Raw genomic sequence first — 26,645 nt, forward strand, 5'->3', positions numbered from 1 at the left:
TCGCCCGATGCATCTATGCTGTTGAGCGCGCAGGCGGCACTTTGCAGTGCTGCCTGTTTGCGTTTACCTTCTGTCAGTCTGTATCCAGGCCGGTCTGCCGTATGAATAAACAAAACATTTGCCTGGGAGGAGCGGCTTATTAAACCGCTTTTCACCAAAGGGCCTTCACTGGGCGTGCGCTTGTTGGTGCTGGTCGTGCTATCGGTCGCGCTGATGGTGGTCGATGCCCGCTTCACACTGCTCAAGCCAGTGCGTAGCCAGATGTCGCTGGTGCTGATGCAGTCTTACTGGATCACCGACCTGCCGCAGCGGCTATGGCAAGGTGTGGCCAGCCAGTTTGGCAGCCGTACCGAACTGGTCGCCGAAAACGAAAAACTCAAAACCGAAAACCTGCTGCTGCAGGGTCGCATGCAAAAGCTTGCCGCCCTCACCGAGCAGAACGTTCGGCTGCGCGAGCTGCTCAATTCCTCCGCGCTGGTCAACGAGAAGGTCGAAGTGGCCGAGTTGATCGGCATGGACCCCAATCCGTTCACCCATCGCATCATCATCAATAAAGGTGAGCGCGACGGTGTGGTCCTCGGTCAGCCGGTGCTCGATGCCCGCGGCCTGATGGGCCAGGTGGTCGAGTTGATGCCATACACCTCCCGTGTGCTGCTGCTGACCGACACCACCCACAGCATTCCGGTGCAGGTGAACCGGAACGGTCTGCGGGCGATTGCCAGTGGCACCGGCAACCCTGAGCGCCTGGAGTTGCGTCACGTTGCCGACACGGCGGATATCAAGGAAGGCGATCTGCTGGTCAGCTCCGGCCTTGGCCAGCGGTTCCCGGCGGGTTACCCGGTGGCGACGGTCAGGGAAGTGATTCACGATTCCGGCCAGCCGTTCGCCATTGTCCGCGCCGTGCCGACGGCTGCGCTGAACCGCAGCCGTTACTTGCTGCTGGTGTTCAGCGACACCCGGACGCCGGAAGAGCGCGCAAACGATGCTGCTCAGGCCCAGGAAAGCCTGGATGCGCAGGGCGGCGGGCCAATCATTCCCGCGACCGTGCCCAAGCCTGTCGGCGTGATTGCCCCGGCTGCCACTGCAGTCCCGGCCGTTCCCGCCGCTGCACCTGCGACGGCTACCCCGGCCAAACCTGCTGCCGCTACCCCGGCCAAACCCGCTGCCGCACATCCCGCCGCCGCCAAGCCGCCCGTGACGACGCCGGCTGCCAAGCCACCGGCGACGCAACCCGCTGTCGTGAAGCCTGCTGCCAAACCGCCTGTCTCCGCGCCGGCCACCCCTGGGGGAAGAGAATAATGGTCGGTGCTACCGCCTCCCGAAACGGCTGGATGGTCTGGCTGACATTCGCCATTGGCATGCTGCTCAGCGTTTCGCCGCTGCCGCAATTCATGGAAATCCTCCGTCCGCTCTGGCTCGCCTTGCTGCTGGCGTTCTGGGCGTTGGCCCTGCCGCAGAAAGTCGGCATGGTCACCGCATGGTGCCTGGGCCTGGCCGAAGATGTGCTCTACGGCACGTTGCTGGGCCAGAACGCGTTGATCCTGACCCTTATCACTTTCCTGGTGCTGTCGCTGCAACAGCGGCTGCGGATGTTTCCGATGTGGCAACAGAGCCTGGTGATCCTGGTGATCTTCGGGCTCGCGCAGCTCGTTCAGCTATGGCTCAGCGCCCTGACCGGCAACCGTCAGCCAACGCTGGCACTGGTCTTGCCGGCATTGGTCAGCGCATTGCTCTGGCCATGGATCAGCTTCGGTTTGCGCGGTCTGCGTCGACGTTACAAAATCAACTAATTCGGTTCAGGCATTTGCCCACACCTCGACAAGGGAGATGTCTTGATGAAACGGTTGTACCTCGCCTCAGGCTCGCCGCGTCGGCGTGAACTGCTCACGCAGATCGGCGTGCCGTTCTCCGCCATCAGCGCGGACATCGACGAAACCCCTTTGAATCATGAATCGCCGTCGGCCTATGTCGAGCGCCTCGCGCGCGGCAAGGCTGAAGCCGGGCGCGGCGCAATCGTGTCCGACGCCGCATTCTGCGTACTGGGCGCCGACACCGCCGTGGTGCTGAACGGGAAAATTCTCGGCAAACCGGTGGACGAAGCCGATGCGTGCGCCATGCTTATGATGTTGGCAGGGCAAGAGCACGAAGTGCTGACCGCCATTGCCGTGCTTGACGGTGAGCGTTGCGAGTCGCGGGTTGTGCGCAGCCTGGTACGTTTTCGCCCCATCGGCCGCGATGAAGCGGCGGCCTACTGGGCCAGCGGCGAACCTCAGGACAAGGCCGGTGGCTATGGCATTCAAGGACTGGGCGCGGTGTTTGTCGCCGGGCTCAATGGCAGCTACTCGGCGGTGGTCGGACTGCCGCTGTGCGAAACCGCTGAGCTGCTCGGCCATTTCGGCATACCCTGTTGGCAAACCCTTAACGCGCGCTGAGCGTCGTACTGACAAGATGCGGCCATTATCGTGAACATGCCTGAACGAGACCCTGCCATGAGTGAAGAGATCCTGATCAACATCACGCCGATGGAATCGCGCGTGGCGGTGGTTGAAAACGGTGTCCTGCAAGAGGTCCACGTCGAGCGCACGCAAAAACGCGGGATCGTCGGCAACATTTATAAAGGCAAAGTCGTGCGGGTATTGCCGGGGATGCAGGCGGCTTTCGTCGACATCGGCCTGGATCGCGCCGCGTTCATTCATGCTTCGGAAATTTCCCTGCGTGAAGGCCCTGCGGTCGAGAGCATCAGCGCGCTGGTTCACGAAGGCCAGAGCCTGGTGGTGCAAGTCACCAAGGACCCGATCGGTTCCAAAGGCGCACGCCTGACCACGCAACTGTCGATTCCTTCGCGTTATCTGGTGTACATGCCGCGCACCGCGCATGTCGGTATTTCCCTGAAGATCGAAGACGAGGCCGAGCGCGAACGCCTCAAGCAAGTGGTCACCGATTGCGTGGCCAAAGAAGGCATCAAGGAGGCCGGCGGCTTCATCCTGCGGACTGCCGCCGAAGGCGCGGGCGCCGATGAAATTCTCATGGACATCCGCTACCTGCGCAGGCTCTGGGATCAGATCAACGAGCAGATCAAAACCATCAGCGCGCCGAGTGTGATCTACGAAGACCTCGGCCTGGCGCTGCGGACTTTGCGCGATCTGGTGAGCCCGAAGATCGAGAAGATCCGTATCGACTCCCGGGAAACGTTCCAGAAAACCACGCAGTTTGTCGCCGAACTGATGCCGGAAATTGCTGATCGTCTGGAGCATTACCCGGGTGAACGGCCGATTTTCGACCTGTACGGCGTCGAAGACGAAATCCAGAAAGCCCTCGAACGCAAAGTCCCGCTGAAGTCTGGCGGTTACCTGGTGGTGGACCCGGCGGAAGCCATGAGCACCATCGACGTCAATACCGGGGCGTTCGTCGGTCATCGCAATCTCGAAGAAACCATCTTCAAGACCAACCTCGAAGCCGCGACCGCTATCGCTCGCCAGCTGCGCCTGCGCAACCTGGGCGGGATCATCATCATCGACTTCATCGACATGGAAGACGAAGAGCACCAGCGTCAGGTGCTGCGCACGCTTGAGAAACAATTGGAACGCGATCACGCCAAGACCAACATCATCGGCATCACCGAGTTGGGCCTGGTGCAGATGACCCGCAAGCGCACCCGCGAAAGTCTCGAGCAGGTGTTGTGCGAACCCTGCAGCAGCTGCCAGGGGCGCGGCAAGCTCAAGACGCCGGAAACCGTTTGCTACGAAATCTTCCGCGAAATTCTCCGCGAGGCGCGCGCCTATCAGGCGGAGGGCTATCGTGTATTGGCGAACCAGAAAGTCGTCGATCGCCTGCTGGATGAAGAGTCGGGCAACGTCGCCGAGCTCGAAGGTTTTATCGGGCGCACCATTCGGTTCCAGGTGGAAACCATGTATTCCCAGGAACAATACGACGTGGTGCTGCTCTGAATCGCTGTGTTTCACCCCCACTAGAACGGCTGGCCTCAGCTTTTTGCACTGTTTTTGCCATGGGAGCCAACTGACATGGAGCGTCTGACACGCATTTTGGCCGCACTGACCCGCTGGGGTCTGGGCCTGTGCGCGTTGGCTTTGGTGCTGATGGCGCTTTACGTCAGTCTCGGCCGCGAACTGACGCCGCTGGTGGCCGAGTATCGGGCCGAAGTCGAAGCCAAAGCCGGCGCTGCCCTGGGCATGCCGCTGCACATCGGTGAACTGGAAGGCAACTGGCACGGCTTCGCGCCGATTCTGCTGGCCCACGACGTGATGGTCGGCGAGGGCGCCAACACCCTGCGCCTGGATCAGGTACGTGCGGTGCCGGATCTTTGGGCCAGCCTGCTGGCTCGTGAAGTGCGCATCGCCCACCTTGAACTCAACGGTTTGAAGATCAGCTTCAAGGAAGGCGAGGACGGTCATTGGGCGCTGGAAGGCCTGCCGGTGCAACAGGATCAGCCGCTGGACCCGGAACAGTTGCTCAATCGCATGCAGATGGTCCAGCAGTTGTCGGTGCTCGACAGTCAGGTCACCTTGCAGCCGCTGGATCACCCGCCGCTGACCTTGACCTACGTTGGCCTGAACCTGAAAACCGGCGTCTACCGTCAGCGACTCGACGCGCGGCTGACCCTGCCCGACGGTCAGCCAGTGGCCATGAGCCTGCGTACTCGCATTCGCGCCAGCCAGTGGCAGGACGGCGAAGCGGATGCTTACGTAAGCCTGCCGCAAAGTGACTGGTCGAAATGGCTACCCGAGCGCCTGACCCGGCAATGGAATTTTTCCGAGATCAAGGCCGGTGGCGAGCTTTGGGTCAACTGGAGCAAAGGCGCGCTGCAAAGCGCTGCGATCCGCTTGAACGCGCCGCAGATCAAGGGTGCCTACGCCGAGCGCAAGCCGGTCCAGATCAACAACCTGGCGCTCAACAGCTATTTCCAGCGCAGTGCCGAAGGCATTCTGGTGACGGTGGACTCGCTGTCCATGAACATCGGCGAGACCCGCTGGGAATCGCGCCTGCAACTCAAACAAAGCCAAGCCACCGACAAGACCGAAGAACTCTGGCATCTGCAAGCCGACCGCCTCGACCTCACGCCACTCACACCGCTGCTTAATGCCTTGGGGCCGTTGCCTGAAGGCGTCGCCACCGCCGTGGAGCGACTCAAGGTGACCGGTGGTTTGCGCAACGTGTTGGTCGACTTCCGGCCCAACGCCACCGACGACAGCAAGGTCAGTTTCGCCGCCAACCTCGATCGGGTGGGGTTTGACGCCTATCACGGCGCGCCAGCGGCGCGAAATGTCAGCGGCAGCATCAGTGGTGACCTCGGTCACGGCGAACTGCGCATGGACAGCAAGGATTTTGTCCTGCACCTGGACCCGATTTTCGCCAAGCCATGGCAATACATTCAGGCCAACGCCCGGCTGACCTGGAAGCTCGACAAAGAAGGCTTCACCCTCATCGCGCCGTACCTGAAAGTGCTGGGCGAGGAGGGCAAGATTGCCGGCGACTTCCTGATCCGCCTGCATTTCGACCATACCCAGGAAGACTACATGGACCTGCGGGTCGGCCTGGTGGACGGCGACGGCAAGTACACCGCCAAGTACCTGCCGGAAGTGCTCAGTCCGGCACTGGACGAATGGCTGCGCACGGCGATTCTCAAGGGTGCGGTCGACCAGGGCTTCTTCCAGTATCAGGGCTCGCTGAATCATGGCGCCGCCGACACGGCTCGCAGCATCAGCCTGTTCTTCAAGGTTCACGATGCCGAGCTGGCGTTCCAGCCGGGTTGGCCGCATGTCAGCAAGGTCAGTGGCGATGTGTTCATCGAAGACAGCGGCGTGCGCATTGTGGCCAGCCAGGGCCAGTTGCTGGACACACAAGTCAGTGACATCTACGTCAATATTCCCCACGCATCCGCCGGGCAAAACCCACACCTGCTGCTTGATGGCGCTTTCGCCGGCGGGTTGGGCGATGGCCTGAAAATTCTCCAGGAAGCGCCGATCGGCACCGCTGCCACCTTCGCCGGATGGGAAGGCGAGGGCGATCTGAAGGGCAAGGTGAAGCTGGATATTCCGCTGGCCAAAGGCGAGCAGCCCACTATCCTCGTCGACTTCAAGACCGCCAAGGCGCGCTTGAAACTCGCCGAACCGGCCCTTGAGCTGACTCAATTGAAGGGCGATTTCCGCTTCGACAGCACCAAGGGGTTGAGCGGGCAGAACATCACCGCTCGCGCCTTTGACAAACCGGTCACTGCGCAGATTTTCGCCGACGGCAGCCCGGGCAACATCAAGACCCGTGTCAACGCCTCGGGCCAGGTCGAGGTGAAGAAGCTCACCGATTGGTTGAGCGTTACCCAGCCGTTGCCGGTGTCCGGCCTGATCCCTTATCAGTTGCAACTGAACCTGGATGGCCCCGACAGCCAGTTGCTGGTCAATTCGAACCTCAAAGGCGTGGCGGTGGATTTGCCGGCGCCGTTCGGCATGGCGGCCGACGTCGGACGCGACACGATGTTCCGCATGACCCTGCAAGGCCAGGAGCGACGTTACTGGGTCAAGTACGGCGAGCTGGCGAGTTTCACGTTCGCGGCCCCCCCCGGCAACTTTGCCGACGGTCGCGGCGAATTGTTCCTCGGTGGCGGCGAAGCCGTGTTGCCCGGAGCCAAAGGCCTGCGGGTGCGCGGCGTGTTGTCGGAACTGGATGTCGGCCCTTGGAAAGACCTGGTGGACAAGTATGCCGGTCAGGACCCGGGCGGCAGCGCCAAGCAACTGCTCAGCAGCGCGGACTTCAAGGTCGGCAAACTCAGCGGTATCGGTACCACCCTCGACCAGGCTTCGGTGCAGTTGAACCGTAAACCGGCGGCGTGGGCCTTGCAGCTCGACAGTAAACAGGTCAAGGGCACCGCTGCTATCCCTGACGCGAAAGGCGCGCCGATTGCAATCAATCTGCAATACGTGCGTTTGCCGGCACCGGACCCGACGGTCCTGGCCGATGAAAACTCGCCGGATCCACTGGCCAGCGTTGATCCGACAAAAATCCCGGCGCTGGATATCACCATCAATCAGCTGTTCCAGGGGCAGGATCTGGTGGGGGGCTGGTCGCTGAAAGTGCGTCCGACCGCCAAGGGCATCGCACTTAATGCGCTGGACCTGGGCCTCAAGGGCATTCTGTTGCAGGGCAGCGGTGGCTGGGAAGGTGCGCCCGGTGCATCCAGCAGCTGGTACAAGGGCCGGGTCAGTGGCAAGAACCTTGCGGATGTGCTGAAAGGCTGGGGCTTTGCGCCCAGTGTCACAAGTGAAGAATTTCATATGGATGTCGACGGTCGCTGGCCCGGTTCGCCGGCCTGGCTGGCTACCAAGCGTTTTTCCGGGACGCTTGATGCGTCGCTGAACAAAGGCCAGTTCGTTGAAGTCGAGGGCGGCGCTCAGGCGTTGCGGGTGTTTGGCCTGCTCAACTTCAACTCCATCGGCCGGCGCTTGCGGCTGGACTTCTCCGATCTGTTTGGCAAAGGCTTGAGTTACGACCGGGTCAAAGGCCTGCTGGTCGGGACCAACGGCGTTTACGTGACGCGTGAGCCGATTCTGTTGACCGGCCCGTCGAGCAATATCGAGCTCAATGGCACGCTGGATCTGGTGGGTGATCAGGTCGATGCGAAACTGCTGGTGACCTTGCCGGTGACCAACAACCTGCCGATTGCCGCGCTGATCGTCGGCGCACCGGCCATCGGCGGCGCGTTGTTCCTGATCGACAAGCTGATCGGTGACCGCGTGGCGCGCTTCGCCAGTGTGAAATACACCGTCAAAGGCCCGTGGAAAGAGCCGAAAATCACCTTCGACAAACCTTTTTGAAAAGCCATCCTTCGGACCGATGGAGTAGCATGGCCGTTAGCCCCCTGCAGGCGCAGCCTTCGGCAGCGCCTGCGGGTATGTGTTGATTCCGGATAAGGGTAAGGCCATGTCGTTAGCGGTGATTCAAATGGTCAGCCAGAGCGATGTGCTGGCCAATCTGGCCCAGGCTCGTCGGCTGCTCGAACAAGCGGCAGCCGGTGGCGCGAAGCTGGCTGTGCTGCCGGAAAATTTCGCCGCCATGGGCCGCCGTGACATCGCTGACATCGGTCGCGCCGAGGCGTCGGGCGAAGGTCCGATCCTGCCCTGGTTGAAACAGACCGCTCGCGACCTCAAGTTATGGATAGTGGCCGGCACCTTGCCGTTGCCGCCGGTGGATCAACCGACGGCGAAAGTGCATGCCTGCTCGCTACTGGTCAATGATCAGGGCGAGACGGTGGCGCGCTACGACAAATTGCACCTGTTTGACGTGGACGTGGCGGACAACCGCGGGCGTTATCGGGAATCCGATGACTATGCTTATGGCAGTGGCGTGGTGGTCGCCGACACGCCCGTCGGTCGGGTCGGCCTGACGGTGTGTTACGACCTGCGCTTCCCGGAGCTGTACAGCGAATTGCGCGCTGCCGGGGCGGAATTGATTACCGCGCCGTCAGCCTTTACCGCCGTGACCGGCGCGGCGCATTGGGATGTGCTGATTCGAGCGCGGGCCATCGAGACCCAGTGTTATGTGCTCGCGGCGGCCCAGGGTGGAACGCATCCGGGACCGCGAGAGACCTTCGGGCATGCTGCGATCATCGACCCGTGGGGGCGAGTGCTCGCGCAACAGGACCAAGGCGAGGCCGTGCTGCTGGCCGAACGCGATAGCAGCGAACAGGCGTCCATCCGGGCGCGGATGCCGGTGTCCAGTCACCGGCGCTTTTTCTCGCAGGGCGCGCAGCGACCTGCCTCAGAACGATGAATTTAAGGCGTAAAGCATATGAGCGAGTTGTTGTCCTCAGTCAGTGAACACCTCCTGGCGCCCGGCGGCGTAACGATCGAGAGCCTGCAAGGTGTGCTCGGCGATCTGGCCGGCCCGGGTATCGATGCCGCCGACCTGTATTTCCAGGGGCAGATTTCCGAGTCGTGGGCGCTGGAAGACGGGATCGTCAAGGAAGGCAGCTTCAACCTTGATCAAGGTGTCGGCGTGCGCGCGCAATCGGGTGAGAAAACCGGTTTTGCCTACAGCAATGCAATCACCCTCGAAGCCCTGGGCGCGGCGGCGCGTGCCGCTCGTTCGATCTCCCGCGCCGGGCAGAATGGCACGGTGCAGGCGTTCACCACTCAGGATGTCGCCCAGCTGTACGGACCGGATAACCCGTTGGAAGTACTGACCCGCGCCGAGAAAGTCGAGCTGCTCAAGCGTATCGACGTCGCCACGCGCGCCCTCGATCCGCGTATCCAGCAAGTGACCGTGAGCATGGCCGGTGTCTGGGAGCGCATTCTTGTCGCTTCGACCGACGGTAGCCTGGCGGCGGATGTGCGGCCGTTGGTGCGTTTCAACGTCAGCGTGATCGTTGAGCAGAACGGTCGCCGCGAGCGTGGCGGTCATGGTGGCGGCGGTCGTACCGATTACCGGTACTTCCTCGCCGAAGACCGTGCCATGAGCTACGCCCGTGAGGCGCTGCGTCAGGCGCTGGTCAACCTTGAAGCCATTCCGGCGCCGGCCGGTACGTTGCCGGTGGTGTTGGGGTCGGGCTGGTCCGGGGTGCTGCTGCACGAAGCGGTCGGCCACGGTCTGGAAGGTGATTTCAACCGCAAGGGCAGTTCCGCCTACAGCGGGCGTATGGGTGAGATGGTTGCGTCAAAACTCTGCACCATCGTCGATGACGGCACGCTGGCCGGTCGCCGTGGCTCGCTGAGTGTCGACGACGAAGGCACGCCGACCGAGTGCACCACGCTGATCGAAAACGGCGTGCTCAAAGGCTACATGCAGGACAAGCTCAATGCGCGCCTGATGGGCGTGGCCCGCACAGGCAACGGCCGTCGCGAATCCTACGCGCACCTGCCGATGCCGCGCATGACCAACACTTACATGCTGGCGGGCGAAAGCGATCCGGCGGAAATCATTGCCTCGGTGAAACGCGGCATCTACTGCGCCAACCTCGGCGGCGGTCAGGTGGACATCACCAGCGGCAAATTCGTGTTCTCCACCAGCGAGGCGTACCTGATCGAAGACGGCAAGATTACCGCCCCGGTCAAAGGCGCGACGTTGATCGGCAACGGCCCGGAGGCGATGAGCAAGGTGTCGATGGTCGGTAATGATCTGTCGCTGGACAGCGGTGTGGGCACGTGCGGCAAGGACGGGCAGTCGGTGCCGGTGGGTGTCGGCCAGCCAACGCTGAAAATCGATGCGATCACTGTGGGTGGCACAGGATCGTAAGGGATGGAGCGTCGGGTGAGTCGCGTAACGACTCACCCGAGACGGGACTTAACGCAGGCCGCGTTGAGTCTCGTCGAGCTCACGGATGTACTTGAAGATTTTACGGCTCGACGCTGGTGGCTTGTTGGTCGCCAGTTCGTGCTGGGCCTGACGGATCAGGGAGCGCAACTGCTGACGATCAGCCTCAGGGTAGTCGAGCACGAACTTCTCCAGGACTGCATCGTCGCCCGCGATCAAGCGATCGCGCCAGCGTTCCAGTCCGTGGAAACGTTCGTTGTACTGCCGGGTGGAGGCATCGAGTTGATCGAGCAAAGTCAGAATGGCGTCAGTGTCCTGATCGCGCATCAGTTTGCCGATGAACATAAGGTGCCGTTTACGCGCGATATTCGCGGTGTGCTTGGGCGCATCGGCCAGGGCCCGGCGCATAGCGTCGGTCAAGGGCAGTTTTGCCAGCAAGTCAGGCTTGAGCGTTGTAAGGCGCTCGCCGAGGTCAACCAGAGCATGCAGCTCGCGTTTAACCTGGGATTTGCTTTTTTCTCCCGTATCGAGGGAGTCGTCGTAAGAATCAACCATGGTGGCCGTCCGCAAAGAAACGCCGCCATGATAACCAGTCGGGGGCCGCTTGTCCGGCCCGGTCGCTCGAAGGCCTTTACCGAAAGCAGAATTTGAGTGGAGAACAGCATGAGTGCAGTTGAAAGCGTCGGCCCACAAGCGTTGCCGGCACTGCAGGAACAAGTCGAGCAGATCATTGCTGAAGCCAAGCGCCAGGGCGCCAGTGCCTGTGAAGTGGCGGTGTCCCTGGAGCAGGGCCTGTCGACCTCTGTACGCCAGCGCGAAGTCGAAACCGTCGAATTCAACCGGGATCAGGGCTTTGGCATCACCTTGTATGTTGGCCAGCGCAAGGGCTCGGCCAGCACCTCGGCCAGTGGCCCGGACGCGATTCGCGAAACCGTCGCTGCGGCGCTGGCCATCGCCAAACACACCTCCGAAGACGAAGCCGCCGGCCTGGCGGACGCTGCACTGATGGCCAAGGATCTGCAGGATTTCGACCTGTTCCACCAATGGGACATCACACCGGAGCAAGCCATCGAGATGGCCTTGAGCTGTGAGGCGGCAGCATTCGCCACCGACAGCCGGATAAAGAACGCCGACGGCACCACCCTCAGCACTCACCAGGGCTGCCGTGTTTACGGCAACAGCCACGGTTTTATTGGCGGTTACGCCTCGACTCGCCATAGCTTGAGCTGCGTGATGATCGCCGAGGCCGATGGCCAGATGCAGCGCGATTACTGGTATGACGTGAACCGCCAGGGCAACTTGCTGATGGATCCTGCGAGCATCGGCCAGCGTGCCGCGCAACGTGCAGCGAGCCGTCTGGGCGCGCGTCCGGTGCCTACCTGTGAAGTGCCGGTGCTGTTCTCCGCTGAGCTGGCGGGTGGTTTGTTCGGCAGTTTCCTCTCGGCGATTTCCGGCGGCAGTCTGTATCGTAAATCGTCGTTCCTTGAAGGGACGCTGGGTCAGAAGCTGTTCCCGGAATGGCTGACCATCGATGAACGTCCACATTTGATGCGCGCCATGGGCAGTTCGGCGTTTGACGGCGATGGCTTGGCAACCTACGCCAAACCGTTCGTCGAAAAAGGCGAGTTGGTGTCCTACATTCTCGGCACCTATTCCGGTCGCAAACTCGGCATGCCGAGCACCGCCAACGCCGGCGGCGTGCACAACCTGTTCGTCACTCACGGCGATGAAGATCAAGCGGCCTTGCTGCGCCGCATGGGCCGTGGCTTGCTGGTCACCGAGCTCATGGGCCAGGGCCTGAACATGGTCACGGGCGATTATTCCCGTGGCGCGGCGGGTTACTGGGTCGAAAACGGCGAAATCCAGTTTGCGGTCCAGGAAGTCACCATCGCCGGCAACATGCGCGACATGTTCAAGCAAATAGTCGCCGTCGGTAATGACCTGGAATTGCGCAGCAACATTCGCACGGGGTCGGTATTGATCGAGCGGATGACCGTCGCCGGTAGCTAACGCTTACCGCCAGGCAAAAAGGCGCGCCACCCATTGGGTGGCGCGCCTTTTTTTATTGGGTTCACGCAGATGGTCACATCGCGGGCAAGCCCACCATGAACTCGGTGTGCGGTCGACCTTGTTTTGGTTCTCATTATCATCTAATAATAAATCTCATTACCGAATGAGCCCGGATCATGAGTTCTGCCTTGCACGAACAGCCCTACCTCGAAAACTGGCGCTGGATGAGTCGCCAGATCCGTTGCGCGATGGATCCCGACGAGCCTCGCCTGATCGAACATTACCTGGCCGAAGGCCGGTATCTGGCGTGCTGCACGGCGACCTCTCCCTGGACCATCGCCGAAACGTCTTTCCGTGTGCTGCTCGATACCGCCGCCGATGTTGCGCTGCCCTGGCACTGGCGGACCTATTGCCTGGATCAGGCATGGCGCCCGCTGCGCGAACTCGAACGCCTCTCCCTCTGCAAGTGCCGCCTCAAGCGCTGGCAAAGCTACACCTGGCAACTGGCGACCTGCGAGTTGCAGCCCTCGATTCCTCTCATAGAACTGGTACAAGGATTTTCTGATGAACAAGACTCGTATTGAGCGCGACAGCATGGGCGAGCTTCAGGTCCCGGTGGATGCGCTTTACGGCGCACAGACCCAGCGTGCGGTGGAGAACTTCCCGATCAGCGGTAAACCGATGCCGGTGCAGTTCATCCGCGCACTGATCCTGGCCAAGGCCGCCGCTGCCCAAGCCAACGTCGAACTCAAGCAGATCAGCGAATCCCAGGGCAAAGCCATCGTCGACGCGGCACTGGGTTTGTTGCAGGGCGACTTCATGCAGCACTTCCCGGTGGATATTTTCCAGACCGGTTCCGGCACCAGTTCCAACATGAACGCCAACGAAGTGATCGCGACCTTGGCCAGCCGTCTGCTCGGCGAGCCGGTGAACCCCAACGATCACGTCAATTGCGGCCAGAGCAGCAACGACATCATCCCGACCACCATCCACGTCAGCGCTACGCTGGCGTTGCATGAACAACTGCTGCCGGCGCTGGTGCGCCTGGTGCAGGTGATCGAGCACAAGGCTGAAGAGGTTCACCACTACGTCAAAACCGGTCGCACTCACTTGATGGATGCAATGCCGGTGCGCATGAGCCAGGTGCTCAACGGTTGGGCGCAACAGCTGAAGGCCAACATCGGTCATCTGCAGGATCTGCTGCCGAGTCTGCAATCCCTGGCTCAGGGCGGCACGGCGGTGGGCACCGGCATTAATGCGCATCCCGAGTTCGCCGGTCTTTTCAGCCAGCAGTTGACCCAACTGACTCAGGTGCGATTCACGCCGGGCCCCGATTTGTTCGCACTGATCGGCTCCCAGGACACTGCCGTTGCGCTCTCCGGGCAACTGAAAACCACCGCTGTTTCGCTGATGAAAATCGCCAACGACCTGCGCTGGATGAACTCCGGCCCGCTGGCCGGTCTTGGTGAAATCGAGCTCGAAGCCTTGCAGCCGGGCTCGTCGATCATGCCCGGAAAGGTCAATCCGGTGATCCCGGAAGCCACCGCCATGGTCGCTGCCCAAGTGATCGGCAATGACACGGTCATCACCATCGCTGGCCAGTCGGGCAACTTCGAGCTGAACGTGATGCTGCCGATCATTGCCCAGAACCTGCTGAGCAGCATCGAGTTGCTGGCCAACGCCAGCCACCTGCTGGGTGAGAAGGCTATCGCCAGCTTCAAGGTCAACGAAGCCCGGCTCAAGGAAGCGCTGTCGCGCAACCCCATTCTGGTCACTGCACTGAACCCGATCATTGGTTACCAGAACGCCGCTGAAATTGCCAAGAAGGCTTATCAGCAAGGCCGGCCGGTGATCGATGTCGCTCTGGAACACACCGACCTGACACGTAGCCAACTGGAAGAGTTGCTCAATCCGGAAAAGCTCACCGCAGGCGGCGTGTAATCACCGCAACCGCTTTGGAGGCTCACCATGGAGCACTGGAAACGCACGATCGAAAGGGCAAACCGCTGTTTCATGCTGGGCGAACTGGTGGATGCCCGCGAAGCTTACCTGCAGGCATTGGCCCTGGCTCAGGTGTTGTTCGAGCGCTGGGCGGACGCCGACGAAGCGGTGGCGGCCTGCGTGATTTCCCACCACAACCTGGCGGACCTGCATTTGCGTCTGAACCAGCCGGAGGAGAGCGCCGAATACCTGTGCGCCATCCACCAGCGGCTATTGAAGACCATGCAGGACCCGCGGCTGGCGCCCGCATTGCGCGAAGCAGCGCTGCGTCAGAGCAGTAAAACCTACGTCGAACTGCTGAATTTCATCAGCGAGCACGGCGAATACCCGCGTACTCATCGTTTGCTGCACACCGATGCTGCGTCGCCCGCTGCGCCTCTACCTCATGGAGTCCATTGAAATGGCTTTTAGCTTGCCTGCCTTGCCGTACGCCTACGATGCCCTGGAACCGCACATCGATGCGCAAACCATGGAAATCCACTACACCAAGCATCACCAGACCTACATCAACAACCTGAACGCCGCCTTAGAAGGCACCGAGTTTGCGGAGTGGCCGGTGGAAAAACTGGTGGCTGCCGTTCAACAGCTGCCGGAAAAACTCCGCGCAGCGGTGATCAATCAGGGTGGTGGTCACGCCAACCATTCGCTGTTCTGGGAAGTCATGGTGCCCAACGGCGGCGGTCAGCCGGACGGTGAACTGGCCAAGGCGATCGACGACCAACTGGGCGGCCTCGACCGTTTCAAGGAAGCGTTCACCAAAGCCGCGCTGACCCGTTTCGGCAGCGGCTGGGCCTGGCTGAGTGTGACCCCGCAAAAGACCCTGGTCGTGGAAAGCAGCGGTAACCAGGACAGTCCGTTGATGAACGGCAATACACCCATCCTCGGCCTGGATGTCTGGGAGCACGCCTATTACCTGCAATATCAAAACCGTCGCCCGGAATACATCAACGCGTTTTATAACGTGATCAATTGGCCTGAAGTCGCTGCGCGCTATCAGGCTGCACTGGTTTAAGTCTTCTATAAAAACAATCCTGGGCTGACTATGGGCACTGAAACACTGGCGATCGGAAGTGGGCGGATGTTTCGTTACGCATTGGGGTCGCTGTTACTGCTGGCGGGTATGAGCTTGTTGGTCGCCCAGGGCCTGGCGTGGCTGAATCTTGAACCGAAACTGCTACGGGCCTTACAGGGCGGTGCGATCTGCGCATTGGGTACGGCCCTGGGCGCGGTACCGGTGCTGGTGATTCGGCGCATGCCCCAGGCGGTCAGCGATACACTGCTCGGCTTCGGTGCCGGGGTGATGCTCGCGGCGACAGCTTTTTCGCTGATCGTTCCGGGCATTGCTGCGGCTGAAAGCCTGGGGCTGACGCCTTGGGCGGCGAGCGGCCTGATCAGCTTCGGCATCATGCTGGGTGCGTTCGGGTTGTTTCTGGTGGATCGAAAGGTGTCTGGCGCATCGCCGGAAATGCTCGTTGGCACGCTGGAACGACCGGTCATTCCGCCACGGATCTGGTTGTTCGTGTTTGCCATCATTGCCCACAACATTCCTGAAGGCATGGCGGTCGGTGTCTCGGCGGGTGGCGGCATGCCCGACGCCGACAGCCTGGCCATGGGCATCGCGTTGCAGGATGTACCGGAAGGGTTGGTGATTGCGTTGGTGTTGGCCGGGGCAGGGATGTCGCGGGTCAAAGCGTTCCTGATCGGTGCGGCGTCAGGATTGGTCGAACCGGTCTTTGCGCTGTTGTGCGCCTGGCTGGTGACCCTGGCCGAGTTGCTCTTGCCGTTGGGCCTGGCACTGGCGGCCGGGGCGATGTTGTTGGTGGTGACGCATGAAGTCATTCCCGAGTCGCGCCGCCATGGTCATGACAAGCTGGCCAGCCTTGGGTTGCTGATCGGGTTTTGTTTGATGATGGTGATGGATACCGCGCTCGCCTGAAAAAAGATCGCAGCCTTCGGCAGCTCCTGCATGAGATTGCATTCACATGTAGGAGCTGCCGAAGGCTGCGATCTTTTTATTCGCCTTCGTCGAAGAAGTTGTTGATCAACGCGACCAGTGCATCCAGTGCTTCCTGTTCTTGCTCGCCTTCCGTGCTCAGATGGATCTTGGTGCCCTTGCCAGCGGCGAGCATCATCATGGCCATGATGCTTTTGCCATCGACCGTGGATTCCGGCGTGCGTCCGACCCGGATCGTGCAATCCTTGAACTGACCGGCCACGCCGACGAATTTGGCAGAAGCACGGGCATGCAGGCCCAGCTTGTTGATGATTTCGATTTCCAGAGCAGGCATCGCGATGTGAATCCTTTAGCTGAGGTCGCGGTGGCGGACCTGGACGTTCTTCAGGGATTTTTGCAGGACCTGGCCCAGACGTTCGGTCAGGTACACGGAGCGGTGATGCCCGCCGGTACAGCCAATGGCAATGGTGACATAAGCACGGTTGCTGGCGGCAAAGCGGGGCAGCCATTTGAGCAGGTAAGTGGAAATGTCCTGGAACATCTCCTCGACGTCCGGCTGGGCCGCCAGGTACTCGGCAACCGGCTGGTCAAGCCCGGACTGATCGCGTAGCTCCGGCTTCCAATAAGGGTTCGGCAGGCAGCGCACGTCGAACACCAGATCGGCGTCCACCGGCATGCCGCGCTTGAATCCGAACGATTCCACCAGGAACGCAGTGCCGGGTTCCGGTTGGTTCAGCAGGCGCAATTTGATGGTATCGCGCAGCTGATAAAGGTTCAGGTTGGTGGTATTGACCTTGAGATCGGCGAGGTCGGCAATCGGCCCGAGCAGGTTGGTTTCATCGTTGATCGCCTCGGCCAGCGAGCGATTGGCGCTGCTCAGCGGGTGACGGCGGCGGGTTTCCGAAAAACGCTTGAGCAAGGTTTCTTCGTCGGCATCCAGGTACAGGACGTCGCACTGGATATGCCGGCTGCGAACTTCTGCGAGCAGTTCCGGAAAACGGGTCAGGTGGCTCGGCAAGTTGCGCGCATCGATGGAGACGGCAACCAGCGGCTGCGCCAGCTCTGTGTGAATCAACGCACGCTCGGCCAGTTCCGGCAGCAACCCGGCGGGCAGGTTGTCGATGCAGTAATAGCCGTTGTCCTCGAGAACATCGAGCGCGGTGCTTTTACCTGAGCCGGAACGGCCACTGACGATGATCAAGCGCATGATTAGTGCCTGTTTTGCTCGTCCAGGACAACCTTATACAAGGCTTCATTGCTCGGTGCGCTGCGCAGGCGATCACGGACTTCCTTGCGATCAAGCATGCTGGCGATCTGCCGGAGCAATTCAAGGTGCGCATCGGTAGCCGCTTCCGGGACCAGCAGAACGAACAGCAGGTCAACCGGGGCGCCGTCGATGGCGTCGAAATCGATGGGGGCATCCAGGTGCATCAAGGCACTGATGGGCGAGGTGCAGCCTTTCAGGCGGCAGTGGGGGATAGCGATGCCGTTACCAAAACCGGTCGAGCCAAGTTTTTCACGGGCAATCAAAGCCTCGAAGACATCTTGCATCTCCAGATCCAGCACTTCTTTATGGATAAGGTTGGCAATTTGCTCGAGGGCTTTCTTTTTGCTGCCGCCCGGCACGTTCACGAGGGAACGGCCGGGGGTCAGGATGCTTTCAAGTAGGATCATGGGTTGGGAGTGTTAACGACCGGTCGCGCCCTGGAGGAGGCTTTGGGTCTTTTCCTTATGCTTTTTGAGTTGTTTATCCAGCTTGTCGGTCAGCGCGTCGATCGCCGCGTACATGTCGGTATGTTCCGCGTTTGCGACCACTTCATTGCCGGGAATATGCAGCGTGGCTTCGATTTTCTGCTTCAGCTTCTCGACCGTCATCGTGACTTGCACGTTGGTGATCTTGTCGAAATGCCGCTCTAATCGTTCGAGTTTTTCGCCGATGTAGGTGCGAAGAGGTTCGGTCACTTCCAGTTGGTGTCCACTGATGTTGACTTGCATACAGCTTCTCCTTCGTTGCCAGTGCATAAAGCGGTAGATCAGATGATCTACCACTGGAACGCTGTGGCGTGGCTCTACATCAACCGCTTGCGTTCGCTCGAAGGCGCGATCCCGAGGGATTCGCGGTACTTGGCGACGGTGCGGCGAGCCACCTGAATGCCTTGTGCCTCCAGTAAACCAGCGATCTTGCTGTCACTCAACGGCTTTTTCTGATTTTCCGCAGCAACCAGTTTTTTGATGATCGCGCGGATCGCCGTGGACGAGCATTCGCCGCCTTCGGAGGTGCTGACGTGGCTGGAGAAAAAGTATTTCAGCTCATATATGCCCCGAGGGGTATGCATGAATTTTTGCGTGGTCACCCGTGAAATCGTCGATTCGTGCATGCCCACCGCTTCGGCGATGTCATGCAGGACCAGCGGTTTCATCGCTTCGTCGCCGTATTCCAGAAAGCCGCGTTGATGCTCGACGATCTGGGTGGCAACTTTCATCAGGGTTTCGTTACGGCTTTGCAGGCTCTTGATGAACCAGCGGGCCTCTTGCAACTGATTGCGCATGAAGGTGTTGTCGGCGCTGGTGTCGGCGCGACGCACGAAACCGGCGTATTGAGCGTTGACCCGCAGTCGCGGTACCGATTCCTGATTCAGTTCTACCAGCCAGCGCTCGTTGTCCTTGCGCACGATCACATCGGGGACCACGTATTCGGCTTCACTGGACTCGATCTGCGAGCCAGGGCGTGGGTTGAGGCTCTGTACCAGTTCGATGACCTGGCGCAGTTCGTCTTCCTTCAGCTTCATGCGGCGCATCAGCTGGCTGTAGTCGCGGCTGCCGAGCAAGTCGATATAGTCGGTGACCAGGCGCTTGGCCTCGGCCAGCCAAGGCGTCTTGGCGGGCAGCTGGCGCAATTGCAGCAGCAGGCATTCACCAAGGTTGCGGGCGCCGATGCCGGCCGGCTCGAATTGCTGGATGCGATGCAGGACGGCTTCGATTTCGTCCAGTTCGATGTCGAGTTCCGGATCGAAAGCTTCGAGGATTTCCTCGAGGGTTTCGTCCAGGTAGCCCTGGTTGTTGATGCAATCGATCAGGGTCACGGCGATCAGACGATCGGTGTCGGACATCGGCGCCAGGTTCAATTGCCACAAGAGATGGCTTTGCAGGCTTTCACCGGCCGATGTGCGGGTGGTGAAATCCCACTCGTCGTCATCGTTGCTCGGCAGGCTGCTGGCGCTGGTCTGGTAGACGTCTTCCCATGCGGTGTCGACGGGCAGTTCGTTGGGAATGCGCTCGTTCCAGTCGCCCTCATCGAGGTTGTCCACCGTCGGGGCGGTTTCCTGGTAGGAGGGCTCTGAAACATCGGCGTTGGGTTGCTGTTCGGCTTTGTCGGCCAAGGGGTCGGCGTTATCGAAGTCGTCGCCTTCTTCCTGGCGTTCGAGCATCGGATTGGACTCCAGGGCTTCCTGGATTTCCTGTTGCAGGTCCAGGGTCGACAATTGGAGCAGGCGGATGGCCTGTTGCAGCTGCGGTGTCATCGTCAGCTGCTGGCCCATTCTCAAGACTAGCGATGGTTTCATGGCAGGGGCTTAACACCTTATTCGCCGGCGCACATGCGCCATCCACTACAGGGCGCCGGAGCGCCAAACATAAGCAAATTATATGCCTGAAACTGCAACGTTTGCCTAGAGCGCTGTAACAATAAAAAATTGTTGATTTTTTATCGAGACAAGCGCTCGGCGACTAGCCAGAGACGCCTTGGTGCTTACAGGCGGAACTCATGGCCCAGATAGACTTCTTTCACGAGGTCGTTGGCCAGGATGGTGGCAGAATCACCTTCGGCGATCAGCTGGCCATCGTTGACGATGTAGGCGGTTTCGCAGATATCCAGGGTCTCACGGACGTTGTGGTCGGTGATCAGCACGCCAATGCCCTTGGCCTTGAGGTGGTAGATGATCTGCTTGATGTCGCCCACCGAAATCGGGTCCACACCGGCGAAGGGTTCGTCGAGGAGGATGAATTTCGGGTTGGTTGCCAGTGCACGGGCGATTTCCACGCGGCGGCGTTCACCACCGGACAGGCTCATGCCGAGGTTGTCCCGGATGTGGCTGATGTGGAATTCCTGCAGCAGGCTTTCCAGCTCTTTGCGGCGATCGGCCTTGTCGAGTTCCTTGCGGGTCTCGAGGATTGCCATGATGTTGTCGGCAACCGAGAGTTTGCGGAAGATCGACGCTTCTTGTGGAAGATAGCCGATACCGGCCTTCGCACGACCGTGCATCGGCTGGTGGCTGACGTCCAGATCGTCGATCAGCACGCGGCCCTGATCGGCCTGGACCAGGCCGACGATCATGTAGAAGCAGGTGGTCTTGCCGGCGCCGTTAGGACCAAGCAGGCCGACGATCTGACCGCTGTCGATGGACAGGCTGACGTCGCGCACGACCTGGCGGCTCTTGTAGCTCTTGGCCAGATGCTGAGCTTTCAGAGTTGCCATTACGGGGCCTTTTGCTCTTCGGTTTTCTTTTTCGGCTGGATCACCATGTCGATCCGCGGGCGCGATTCGGTCACGTTGGTGCCTGTGGCACGGCCGGCGCTGGCGAGCTTTTTATTGGTGTCGTAGACGATTTTCTCGCCTTGGGTAACGTTGCCGTCCTTGTCGATGACTTTCGCCTTATCGATCAGCACGACGCGGTCTTGGGAGGCGTGGTACTGGATAGTCACGCCGTAACCCTGAACTGGTTTGGTGTCGCCAGCGGTCTGCAACTGCTCGAAGTAGGCCAGGTTGCCCACCGAAGTCACGACGTCAATGTCGCCGGCTGCGGTGCGGGTGATGGTGACCTTGTTGCCGGTAACCTTCATCGAGCCCTGGGTAATGATCACATCGCCGGTGTAGGTGGCAACGCCATTCTTGTCGTCCAGTTGGGCGTCGTCGGCCTGAATGCGGATAGGCTGCTGTTGATCGTTCGGCAGAGCCCAGGCGCTCACGCTTCCCAGTGCTGCGCCCAGACCGAGCAAAATAGGGAGAGTTTTAACGAGCCTCATACTGTCCTCTTACGTTCGATAGCAGGTGTATCCTGCTTTCTTTCAAATACGCTTTCATTCCCTTGCCAGTCGAGACACCACCAGCGCCGTCGATTCTAACGGGTTGATCGGTCTGCGCATATTGCTGCTGCGGGAACACTGTCATGCGGGTGGTGGTAATCAGGGTCTTGCGGTTTTTCTCGTCGAAACGGGTGATGCGCACCGAGTCGATCAGCTCGACCTGGGTGCCATCCGGATTGACTTCACCGTGTTCGCTCTGGACGTGCCAGGGGAATTGGGTGCCGCGGAACAGGTTCAGGTCCGGATTGGTCAACAGCGTCACTTCGGTCGCCTTCAGGTGTTCAACCTTGTCCGACGTCATTTCGTACTGCAGTTTGCCGTCCGGCAGGTACTGCACGCTGTGGGCGTTGAGTGCGTAATAGTCGATCGCGCTTTCATCGACCTTTGCCACCGGCTGGTCGAGGAAGCGTTCCGGGCTGATGTTCCAGTAGCCGACCGCCGCAAAAATTGCTGCGATGCAACCGAACACCAGGATGTTGCGAAATTTCTTGCTCAGCATAGTTGGCTCACAGGTACGCGGCGTTGGCCGCATCGAGGCGGCCCTGGGCGCGCAGGATCAATTCGCAGAATTCGCGGGCGGCACCCTCGCCACCACGGGCCTGGGTGATGCCATGGGCGTGTTCACGCACGAAGCCGGCGGCATTGGCCACCGCCATGCCCAGGCCTACGCGGCGAATCACCGGCAGGTCTGGCAGGTCGTCACCGAGGTAGGCGACTTGCTCATAGCTTAGGTTGAGTTGGGCGAGAAGTTCGTCCAGCACCACCAGTTTATCTTCGCGCCCCTGATACAGGTGGGGAATGCCGAGGTTCTTTGCCCGTCGCTCGACCACCGGTGTCTTGCGGCCGCTGATGATAGCGGTCTGTACGCCGGCTGCCATCAACATCTTGATACCCTGGCCGTCGAGCGTGTTGAAGGTCTTGAATTCGCTGCCGTCTTCAAGGAAGTACAAACGCCCGTCGGTCAGGACGCCATCGACGTCGAAGACGGCCAGTTTGATCTGTTTGCCGCGTTGCAGCAGGTCCGTGCTCATTACATTACTCCCGCACGCAGCAAGTCGTGCATGTTCAAGGCGCCGACCGGACGGTCTTCGCTGTCGACCACGACCAGTGCGTTGATTTTATGGTCTTCCATGATTTTCAGGGCCTCGGCGGCGAGCATCTCGGCGCGGGCAGTCTTGCCGTGGGCGGTCATGACCTGGTCGATCGTCGCGCTGTGAATATCGATGCTGCGATCCAGGGTGCGACGCAAATCGCCGTCGGTGAAGATCCCGGCGAGTGTGCCGTCGGCTTCCAGGATGACGGTCATGCCCAGGCCCTTGCGGGTCATTTCCATCAGCGCGTCCTTGAGCAGTGTGCCGCGCTGGACTTGCGGCAGTTCCTGCCCGGCATGCATGACGTTTTCCACTTTCAACAGCAGGCGTCGGCCCAGGGCGCCACCAGGGTGGGAAAAGGCAAAGTCTTCAGCGGTAAAGCCGCGGGCTTCGAGCAGCGCAACGGCCAGGGCGTCGCCCATGACCAGGGCGGCAGTGGTCGACGATGTCGGCGCCAGGTTCAGCGGACAGGCTTCGTGTTCGACATGCACGTTGAGATTGACTTCGGCGGCCTTGGCCAGCGGAGAGTCGGGGTTGCCGGTCACGCTGATCAACTTGATGCCCAGGCGTTTGATCAACGGCAGCAGGGTGACGATTTCATTGGTGGAACCGGAGTTCGACAGGGCCAGGATGATGTCGTCACGGGTGATCATGCCCATGTCGCCGTGGCTGGCTTCGGCCGGGTGCACGAAGAAAGCCGTGGTGCCGGTGCTGGCCAGGGTAGCGGCAATCTTGTTGCCGATATGTCCGGATTTGCCCATGCCGACCACGACTACGCGGCCTTTGCTGGCCAGAATCATCTCGCAAGCGCGTACGAAATCTGCGTCGATATGGGGCAGCAAGCCTTGTACGGCTTCCAGTTCGAGGCGGATGGTGCGTTGTGCTGATTGAATCAGGTCGCTGGATTGGCTCATGTCAGAAATCGTATAGCCTGATGAAAAGGCGGCGATTATAGCGGTAATGATCGAAACCCTCACGCAAGTTCGTCGCGCTTTGACATTCCCTGTTACCGAATCCCTCTAAATAAAGCTTTTTACCGCTCAGGTTGCTGAACAAGGCCAGGCTTGGCCCTTGGGCGCTTGGCCTTTGCAGTGATATAGTTCGCCGCCAGTTCGGCCTGCCCGGGAGGTATGTGCTTTCGCAAGGAAGTCAGGCGTCCGAGTGAGAGGCTGCATCGCAAGGAGTTTAGATGAGTGCCGATAACGCCTACGCGGTCGAGCTGAAGGGACTGACCTTCAAGCGCGGTGCGCGCAGCATTTTCAATAACGTCGATATCCGTATTCCGCGCGGCAAGGTCACCGGCATCATGGGGCCTTCCGGGTGTGGCAAGACCACACTGTTGCGTTTGATGGGCGCCCAATTGCGTCCGACCAAGGGCGAAGTCTGGGTCAACGGTCAGAACCTGCCGAAACTGTCGCGCAGTGATTTGTTCGATGCGCGTAAACACATGGGCGTGCTGTTTCAGAGTGGCGCACTGTTTACCGATCTCGACGTGTTCGAGAACGTTGCCTTTCCCCTGCGCGTTCATACCGAGCTTCCGGAAGAAATGATCCGGGACATCGTCCTGCTCAAATTACAGGCCGTGGGCCTGCGTGGCGCCATCGACCTGATGCCTGACGAGCTGTCCGGCGGCATGAAGCGCCGTGTCGCGCTGGCGCGGGCGATTGCCCTTGATCCGCAGATTCTCATGTATGACGAACCCTTCGTCGGCCAGGACCCTATCGCCATGGGCGTGTTGGTGCGCCTGATCCGTTTGCTCAACGATGCGCTGGGTATCACCAGTATCGTGGTTTCCCACGATCTGGCCGAGACGGCCAGCATTGCCGATTACATTTATGTGGTGGGCGATGGGCAAGTGTTGGGGCAGGGCACTCCCGAGGAGCTGATGAATTCGCAGGAGCCGCGTATTCGTCAATTCATGACCGGCGATCCCGACGGTCCGGTCGCATACCACTTTCCAGCGACGGATTACCGCGCAGATCTTCTGGGGAAGCGTTGATGCGCAAGATTTCACTATTAGAACGCGTACGTCGTTTCGGTCACGGCGGCATCGATGTGATGGCGGTGTTCGGCCGTTCGGCGATCTTCCTGTTCCATGCCTTGCTCGGCCGTGGCGGCATCGGGGGCGGTTTCGGCCTGCTGATCAAGCAGCTGCATTCGGTGGGCGTGATGTCCCTGGTGATCATTGTGGTCTCCGGGGTGTTCATCGGCATGGTGCTGGCGCTGCAAGGGTTCAATATTCTGTCCAGCTACGGTTCGGAGCAGGCGGTCGGGCAGATGGTTGCCCTGACCTTGCTGCGCGAACTGGGCCCCGTGGTCACTGCATTGCTGTTCGCCGGACGCGCCGGTTCGGCCCTGACGGCTGAAATCGGCAACATGAAATCCACCGAGCAGCTGTCCAGTCTGGAAATGATTGGTGTCGACCCGCTCAAGTACATCATTGCCCCGCGCCTGTGGGCCGGCTTCATTTCCCTGCCGGTGCTGGCGATGATTTTCAGCGTGGTGGGTATCTGGGGCGGTTCTTGGGTGGCCGTCGACTGGCTGGGTGTCTATGAAGGTTCCTACTGGTCCAACATGCAGAACAGCGTGACGTTCACTGACGATGTGCTCAACGGCATCATCAAAAGTATCGTCTTCGCCTTTGTCGTGACCTGGATCGCCGTATTCCAAGGCTATGACTGCGAGCCCACCTCCGAGGGGATCAGTCGTGCCACTACCAAGACCGTTGTGTATGCCTCGTTGGCTGTACTCGGCCTGGACTTTATTCTGACCGCCTTGATGTTTGGAGATTTCTGATGCAAAACCGCACCCTGGAAATCGGTGTCGGCCTTTTCTTGCTGGCTGGCATCCTGGCTTTGCTGTTGCTGGCGTTGCGGGTGAGTGGCCTGTCCCCGAGCTCAACCACCGATACGTATAAACTTTATGCCTATTTCGACAATATCGCTGGTTTGACGGTCAGAGCTAAAGTGACCATGGCCGGTGTGACCATCGGCAAGGTCACGGCGATCGATCTGGACCGCGACAGTTTCACCGGTCGGGTGACGATGCAATTGGAAAAGCGCGTGGATAACCTGCCGACTGACTCCACTGCATCTATTCTGACTGCTGGCCTGTTGGGCGAGAAATACATCGGTATCAGCGTGGGCGGCGAAGAAGGCCTGCTCAAGGATGGTGGAACCATCCATGACACCCAGTCGTCGCTGGTGCTCGAGGACCTGATCGGTAAATTCCTGCTCAATACCGTTAGCAAAGACGCCAAATGAGGAGCTTTTGAATGATCTCTACCTTGCGACGTGGCCTGTTGGTATTACTCGCGGCCCTGCCGTTGATGGCTAACGCCGTGGCGGCGCCTTCCGCGCACGATCTGGTACAGGACACCACGACCCGGTTGTTGGCGGATCTTTCAGCCAACAAAGAGAAGTACAAGCAGGATCCGCAGGACTTTTACACGGCGCTCAATACCATCGTCGGCCCTGTCGTGGATGCCGAGGGCATTTCCAAGAGCATCATGACGGTCAAGTATTCGCGCAAGGCCACGCCTGCGCAGATGAAGGCCTTTGAAGAAAACTTCAAGAAGGGCCTGTTCCAGTTCTATGGCAACGCCTTGCTCGAGTACAACAATCAGGGCATCGTCGTCGACCCTGCCAAGGATGAGTCGGGAGACCGCACCAGCGTTGGCATGACGGTCAAGGGCAGCAACGGCGCGATCTATCCTGTGTCCTACACGCTCGAAAAGATCAGTGGCGAGTGGAAGTTGCGCAACGTGATCATCAATGGCATCAACATCGGCAAGCTGTTCCGCGATCAGTTCGCCGATGCGATGCAGCGCAATGGCAACGACCTGGACAAGACCATCAATGGTTGGGCCGGTGAAGTCGCCAAAGCCAAGGAAGCCAGCGAGAAGCAAACGCCTGAGAAGCAAGCCCAATGAGTGTATCGGCCATTCGCATGAGCGAATCCGGCGAGCTGATGCTCAGCGGCATGCTCGACTACCGCACCGGCCCGGGCCTGCGCAAGCAGGGCCAGGCGCTGATCAAGGCCAGCAAGGCCGCCGCCTTGGTGGTGGATTGTTCGGCGGTGTTGAAGTCCAGCAGTGTCGGCTTGTCGCTGCTGCTGTGTTTCATGCGTGATGCTCAGGAGGCCGGCAAGCCGCTGAGCATCCGTGCAATGCCCGAAGACATGCGCGAAATTGCTCAGGTCAGTGAATTGACCGAGCTGTTGGCGCATCCCTAACCGCATCGATAGGA

At 60.1% G+C, this 26,645-nt stretch carries 29 protein-coding genes; 18 read left to right on the forward strand and 11 right to left on the reverse strand.

Annotated features, from left to right (window positions below; all coding sequences use genetic code 11):
* Positions 1 to 138 precede the first annotated feature (138 nt).
* From mreC to tldD, 7 genes are all read left to right on the forward strand, one after another.
* Positions 139 to 1,299 carry a rod shape-determining protein MreC gene (mreC, locus tag ACM6IQ_RS16865; RefSeq protein WP_080995109.1) on the forward strand — a complete coding sequence of 387 codons (1,161 nt, stop codon included), beginning with the start codon at positions 139 to 141 and terminating at the stop codon, positions 1,297 to 1,299.
* On the forward strand, positions 1,299 to 1,790 hold the full coding sequence (mreD, locus tag ACM6IQ_RS16870; RefSeq protein WP_017336526.1) for a rod shape-determining protein MreD: 492 nt from the start codon (positions 1,299 to 1,301) through the stop codon (positions 1,788 to 1,790). The genes mreC and mreD overlap by 1 nt, the downstream gene beginning before the upstream one ends.
* Before the next feature lie 45 nt (positions 1,791 to 1,835).
* Complete coding sequence (locus ACM6IQ_RS16875; protein ID WP_414879360.1) at positions 1,836 to 2,432, forward strand: Maf family protein; 597 nt, start codon at positions 1,836 to 1,838, stop codon at positions 2,430 to 2,432.
* 57 nt (positions 2,433 to 2,489) lie between these two features.
* Positions 2,490 to 3,947 (forward strand): ribonuclease G, encoded by a 1,458-nt coding sequence (rng, locus tag ACM6IQ_RS16880; protein WP_008008603.1) that lies wholly within the window; start codon positions 2,490 to 2,492, stop codon positions 3,945 to 3,947.
* Positions 3,948 to 4,022: 75 nt separating this feature from the next.
* Positions 4,023 to 7,826 carry a YhdP family protein gene (locus tag ACM6IQ_RS16885; protein WP_414879361.1) on the forward strand — a complete coding sequence of 1,268 codons (3,804 nt, stop codon included), beginning with the start codon at positions 4,023 to 4,025 and terminating at the stop codon, positions 7,824 to 7,826.
* Positions 7,827 to 7,932: 106 nt separating this feature from the next.
* Positions 7,933 to 8,781, forward strand: coding sequence for a carbon-nitrogen hydrolase family protein (locus ACM6IQ_RS16890; RefSeq protein WP_414879362.1), 849 nt, complete (start codon positions 7,933 to 7,935; stop codon positions 8,779 to 8,781).
* An 18-nt stretch (positions 8,782 to 8,799) separates the two neighbouring features.
* Positions 8,800 to 10,242 carry a metalloprotease TldD gene (gene tldD / locus ACM6IQ_RS16895; protein WP_017336530.1) on the forward strand — a complete coding sequence of 481 codons (1,443 nt, stop codon included), beginning with the start codon at positions 8,800 to 8,802 and terminating at the stop codon, positions 10,240 to 10,242.
* Positions 10,243 to 10,290: 48 nt separating this feature from the next.
* On the opposite strand, the gene yjgA is transcribed toward tldD, so the two are convergent.
* Entirely contained in the window at positions 10,291 to 10,815 is a 525-nt protein-coding gene (gene yjgA / locus ACM6IQ_RS16900; protein ID WP_007901505.1) for a ribosome biogenesis factor YjgA, read from the reverse strand.
* A gap of 108 nt (positions 10,816 to 10,923) precedes the next feature.
* Between yjgA and pmbA the strand changes: the two genes are divergently transcribed.
* From pmbA to ACM6IQ_RS16930, 6 genes are all read left to right on the forward strand, one after another.
* Entirely contained in the window at positions 10,924 to 12,270 is a 1,347-nt protein-coding gene (gene pmbA, locus ACM6IQ_RS16905; RefSeq protein WP_414879363.1) for a metalloprotease PmbA, read from the forward strand.
* A 176-nt stretch (positions 12,271 to 12,446) separates the two neighbouring features.
* On the forward strand, positions 12,447 to 12,854 hold the full coding sequence (locus tag ACM6IQ_RS16910) for a FagA protein (RefSeq protein WP_414879364.1): 408 nt from the start codon (positions 12,447 to 12,449) through the stop codon (positions 12,852 to 12,854).
* Complete coding sequence (locus ACM6IQ_RS16915) at positions 12,835 to 14,211, forward strand: class II fumarate hydratase (protein ID WP_414879365.1); 1,377 nt, start codon at positions 12,835 to 12,837, stop codon at positions 14,209 to 14,211. Before ACM6IQ_RS16910 ends, ACM6IQ_RS16915 begins: the two co-directional genes overlap by 20 nt.
* Before the next feature lie 27 nt (positions 14,212 to 14,238).
* The gene (locus ACM6IQ_RS16920; RefSeq protein WP_017336534.1) at positions 14,239 to 14,670 is read left to right on the forward strand and encodes a hypothetical protein; all 432 of its coding nucleotides are present in this window, start codon (positions 14,239 to 14,241) and stop codon (positions 14,668 to 14,670) included.
* A gap of 1 nt (position 14,671) precedes the next feature.
* A complete protein-coding gene (locus ACM6IQ_RS16925) occupies positions 14,672 to 15,283 on the forward strand; it encodes a superoxide dismutase (protein ID WP_414879366.1) in 612 nt (203 codons plus the stop codon).
* 30 nt (positions 15,284 to 15,313) lie between these two features.
* Complete coding sequence (locus ACM6IQ_RS16930; RefSeq protein ID WP_414879367.1) at positions 15,314 to 16,207, forward strand: ZIP family metal transporter; 894 nt, start codon at positions 15,314 to 15,316, stop codon at positions 16,205 to 16,207.
* A gap of 76 nt (positions 16,208 to 16,283) precedes the next feature.
* On the opposite strand, the gene ACM6IQ_RS16935 is transcribed toward ACM6IQ_RS16930, so the two are convergent.
* From ACM6IQ_RS16935 to ACM6IQ_RS16980, 10 genes are all read right to left on the reverse strand, one after another.
* Entirely contained in the window at positions 16,284 to 16,559 is a 276-nt protein-coding gene (locus ACM6IQ_RS16935; protein WP_017336537.1) for an HPr family phosphocarrier protein, read from the reverse strand.
* A gap of 15 nt (positions 16,560 to 16,574) precedes the next feature.
* Complete coding sequence (rapZ, locus tag ACM6IQ_RS16940; RefSeq protein ID WP_017336538.1) at positions 16,575 to 17,432, reverse strand: RNase adapter RapZ; 858 nt, start codon at positions 17,430 to 17,432, stop codon at positions 16,575 to 16,577.
* A gap of 2 nt (positions 17,433 to 17,434) precedes the next feature.
* Complete coding sequence (ptsN, locus tag ACM6IQ_RS16945; protein WP_414879368.1) at positions 17,435 to 17,899, reverse strand: PTS IIA-like nitrogen regulatory protein PtsN; 465 nt, start codon at positions 17,897 to 17,899, stop codon at positions 17,435 to 17,437.
* 12 nt (positions 17,900 to 17,911) lie between these two features.
* Complete coding sequence (gene hpf, locus ACM6IQ_RS16950) at positions 17,912 to 18,220, reverse strand: ribosome hibernation-promoting factor, HPF/YfiA family (RefSeq protein ID WP_007941242.1); 309 nt, start codon at positions 18,218 to 18,220, stop codon at positions 17,912 to 17,914.
* Positions 18,221 to 18,294: 74 nt separating this feature from the next.
* Positions 18,295 to 19,788, reverse strand: coding sequence for an RNA polymerase factor sigma-54 (locus ACM6IQ_RS16955; RefSeq protein ID WP_017336540.1), 1,494 nt, complete (start codon positions 19,786 to 19,788; stop codon positions 18,295 to 18,297).
* Positions 19,789 to 19,973: 185 nt separating this feature from the next.
* A complete protein-coding gene (gene lptB / locus ACM6IQ_RS16960; protein WP_017336541.1) occupies positions 19,974 to 20,699 on the reverse strand; it encodes an LPS export ABC transporter ATP-binding protein in 726 nt (241 codons plus the stop codon).
* Entirely contained in the window at positions 20,699 to 21,247 is a 549-nt protein-coding gene (gene lptA / locus ACM6IQ_RS16965) for a lipopolysaccharide transport periplasmic protein LptA (RefSeq protein ID WP_017336542.1), read from the reverse strand. Before lptA ends, lptB begins: the two co-directional genes overlap by 1 nt.
* On the reverse strand, positions 21,234 to 21,806 hold the full coding sequence (lptC, locus tag ACM6IQ_RS16970) for an LPS export ABC transporter periplasmic protein LptC (protein ID WP_017336543.1): 573 nt from the start codon (positions 21,804 to 21,806) through the stop codon (positions 21,234 to 21,236). Before lptC ends, lptA begins: the two co-directional genes overlap by 14 nt.
* A gap of 7 nt (positions 21,807 to 21,813) precedes the next feature.
* Positions 21,814 to 22,338, reverse strand: coding sequence for a KdsC family phosphatase (locus tag ACM6IQ_RS16975; protein ID WP_017336544.1), 525 nt, complete (start codon positions 22,336 to 22,338; stop codon positions 21,814 to 21,816).
* Positions 22,338 to 23,312 (reverse strand): KpsF/GutQ family sugar-phosphate isomerase, encoded by a 975-nt coding sequence (locus ACM6IQ_RS16980; RefSeq protein ID WP_017336545.1) that lies wholly within the window; start codon positions 23,310 to 23,312, stop codon positions 22,338 to 22,340. The genes ACM6IQ_RS16975 and ACM6IQ_RS16980 overlap by 1 nt, the downstream gene beginning before the upstream one ends.
* Positions 23,313 to 23,587: 275 nt before the next feature.
* Here ACM6IQ_RS16980 and ACM6IQ_RS16985 point away from each other — a divergent pair, with 275 nt between their 5' ends.
* The 5 genes from ACM6IQ_RS16985 to ACM6IQ_RS17005 are packed head-to-tail and all read left to right on the forward strand — an operon-like array spanning position 23,588 to position 26,631.
* Positions 23,588 to 24,397, forward strand: a complete 810-nt coding sequence (locus ACM6IQ_RS16985; RefSeq protein ID WP_017336546.1) for an ATP-binding cassette domain-containing protein — start codon at positions 23,588 to 23,590, stop codon at positions 24,395 to 24,397.
* Positions 24,397 to 25,194, forward strand: coding sequence for a lipid asymmetry maintenance ABC transporter permease subunit MlaE (mlaE, locus tag ACM6IQ_RS16990; protein WP_017336547.1), 798 nt, complete (start codon positions 24,397 to 24,399; stop codon positions 25,192 to 25,194). The genes ACM6IQ_RS16985 and mlaE overlap by 1 nt, the downstream gene beginning before the upstream one ends.
* Positions 25,194 to 25,661 (forward strand): outer membrane lipid asymmetry maintenance protein MlaD, encoded by a 468-nt coding sequence (gene mlaD, locus ACM6IQ_RS16995; protein ID WP_017336548.1) that lies wholly within the window; start codon positions 25,194 to 25,196, stop codon positions 25,659 to 25,661. The genes mlaE and mlaD overlap by 1 nt, the downstream gene beginning before the upstream one ends.
* An 11-nt stretch (positions 25,662 to 25,672) precedes the next feature.
* The gene (locus tag ACM6IQ_RS17000; RefSeq protein WP_017336549.1) at positions 25,673 to 26,329 is read left to right on the forward strand and encodes a phospholipid-binding protein MlaC; all 657 of its coding nucleotides are present in this window, start codon (positions 25,673 to 25,675) and stop codon (positions 26,327 to 26,329) included.
* Positions 26,326 to 26,631, forward strand: a complete 306-nt coding sequence (locus ACM6IQ_RS17005) for a lipid asymmetry maintenance protein MlaB (protein ID WP_017336550.1) — start codon at positions 26,326 to 26,328, stop codon at positions 26,629 to 26,631. Before ACM6IQ_RS17000 ends, ACM6IQ_RS17005 begins: the two co-directional genes overlap by 4 nt.
* The last annotated feature ends 14 nt before the right edge of the window (positions 26,632 to 26,645 follow it).

The sequence above is a fragment of the Pseudomonas sp. IT-P100 genome (assembly GCF_949767185.1).
GTDB classification, from domain to species: Bacteria; Pseudomonadota; Gammaproteobacteria; order Pseudomonadales; family Pseudomonadaceae; genus Aquipseudomonas; species Aquipseudomonas fluorescens_B.

Excerpts from the sequence above, each read along its gene's own strand:
- mreD (WP_017336526.1), top strand. The coding sequence starts at position 1,299 with ATGGTCGGTGCTACCGCCTCCCGAAACGGCTGGATGGTCTGGCTGACA.
- ACM6IQ_RS16875 (WP_414879360.1), top strand. The coding sequence starts at position 1,836 with ATGAAACGGTTGTACCTCGCCTCAGGCTCGCCGCGTCGGCGTGAACTG.
- rng (WP_008008603.1), top strand. The coding sequence starts at position 2,490 with ATGAGTGAAGAGATCCTGATCAACATCACGCCGATGGAATCGCGCGTG.
- ACM6IQ_RS16885 (WP_414879361.1), top strand. The coding sequence starts at position 4,023 with ATGGAGCGTCTGACACGCATTTTGGCCGCACTGACCCGCTGGGGTCTG.
- ACM6IQ_RS16890 (WP_414879362.1), top strand. The coding sequence starts at position 7,933 with ATGTCGTTAGCGGTGATTCAAATGGTCAGCCAGAGCGATGTGCTGGCC.
- tldD (WP_017336530.1), top strand. The coding sequence starts at position 8,800 with ATGAGCGAGTTGTTGTCCTCAGTCAGTGAACACCTCCTGGCGCCCGGC.
- yjgA (WP_007901505.1), bottom strand. The coding sequence starts at position 10,815 with ATGGTTGATTCTTACGACGACTCCCTCGATACGGGAGAAAAAAGCAAA.
- pmbA (WP_414879363.1), top strand. The coding sequence starts at position 10,924 with ATGAGTGCAGTTGAAAGCGTCGGCCCACAAGCGTTGCCGGCACTGCAG.
- ACM6IQ_RS16910 (WP_414879364.1), top strand. The coding sequence starts at position 12,447 with ATGAGTTCTGCCTTGCACGAACAGCCCTACCTCGAAAACTGGCGCTGG.
- ACM6IQ_RS16915 (WP_414879365.1), top strand. The coding sequence starts at position 12,835 with ATGAACAAGACTCGTATTGAGCGCGACAGCATGGGCGAGCTTCAGGTC.
- ACM6IQ_RS16920 (WP_017336534.1), top strand. The coding sequence starts at position 14,239 with ATGGAGCACTGGAAACGCACGATCGAAAGGGCAAACCGCTGTTTCATG.
- ACM6IQ_RS16925 (WP_414879366.1), top strand. The coding sequence starts at position 14,672 with ATGGCTTTTAGCTTGCCTGCCTTGCCGTACGCCTACGATGCCCTGGAA.
- ACM6IQ_RS16930 (WP_414879367.1), top strand. The coding sequence starts at position 15,314 with ATGGGCACTGAAACACTGGCGATCGGAAGTGGGCGGATGTTTCGTTAC.
- ACM6IQ_RS16935 (WP_017336537.1), bottom strand. The coding sequence starts at position 16,559 with ATGCCTGCTCTGGAAATCGAAATCATCAACAAGCTGGGCCTGCATGCC.
- rapZ (WP_017336538.1), bottom strand. The coding sequence starts at position 17,432 with ATGCGCTTGATCATCGTCAGTGGCCGTTCCGGCTCAGGTAAAAGCACC.
- ptsN (WP_414879368.1), bottom strand. The coding sequence starts at position 17,899 with ATGATCCTACTTGAAAGCATCCTGACCCCCGGCCGTTCCCTCGTGAAC.
- hpf (WP_007941242.1), bottom strand. The coding sequence starts at position 18,220 with ATGCAAGTCAACATCAGTGGACACCAACTGGAAGTGACCGAACCTCTT.
- ACM6IQ_RS16955 (WP_017336540.1), bottom strand. The coding sequence starts at position 19,788 with ATGAAACCATCGCTAGTCTTGAGAATGGGCCAGCAGCTGACGATGACA.
- lptB (WP_017336541.1), bottom strand. The coding sequence starts at position 20,699 with ATGGCAACTCTGAAAGCTCAGCATCTGGCCAAGAGCTACAAGAGCCGC.
- lptA (WP_017336542.1), bottom strand. The coding sequence starts at position 21,247 with ATGAGGCTCGTTAAAACTCTCCCTATTTTGCTCGGTCTGGGCGCAGCA.
- lptC (WP_017336543.1), bottom strand. The coding sequence starts at position 21,806 with ATGCTGAGCAAGAAATTTCGCAACATCCTGGTGTTCGGTTGCATCGCA.
- ACM6IQ_RS16975 (WP_017336544.1), bottom strand. The coding sequence starts at position 22,338 with ATGAGCACGGACCTGCTGCAACGCGGCAAACAGATCAAACTGGCCGTC.
- ACM6IQ_RS16980 (WP_017336545.1), bottom strand. The coding sequence starts at position 23,312 with ATGAGCCAATCCAGCGACCTGATTCAATCAGCACAACGCACCATCCGC.
- ACM6IQ_RS16985 (WP_017336546.1), top strand. The coding sequence starts at position 23,588 with ATGAGTGCCGATAACGCCTACGCGGTCGAGCTGAAGGGACTGACCTTC.
- mlaE (WP_017336547.1), top strand. The coding sequence starts at position 24,397 with ATGCGCAAGATTTCACTATTAGAACGCGTACGTCGTTTCGGTCACGGC.
- mlaD (WP_017336548.1), top strand. The coding sequence starts at position 25,194 with ATGCAAAACCGCACCCTGGAAATCGGTGTCGGCCTTTTCTTGCTGGCT.
- ACM6IQ_RS17000 (WP_017336549.1), top strand. The coding sequence starts at position 25,673 with ATGATCTCTACCTTGCGACGTGGCCTGTTGGTATTACTCGCGGCCCTG.
- ACM6IQ_RS17005 (WP_017336550.1), top strand. The coding sequence starts at position 26,326 with ATGAGTGTATCGGCCATTCGCATGAGCGAATCCGGCGAGCTGATGCTC.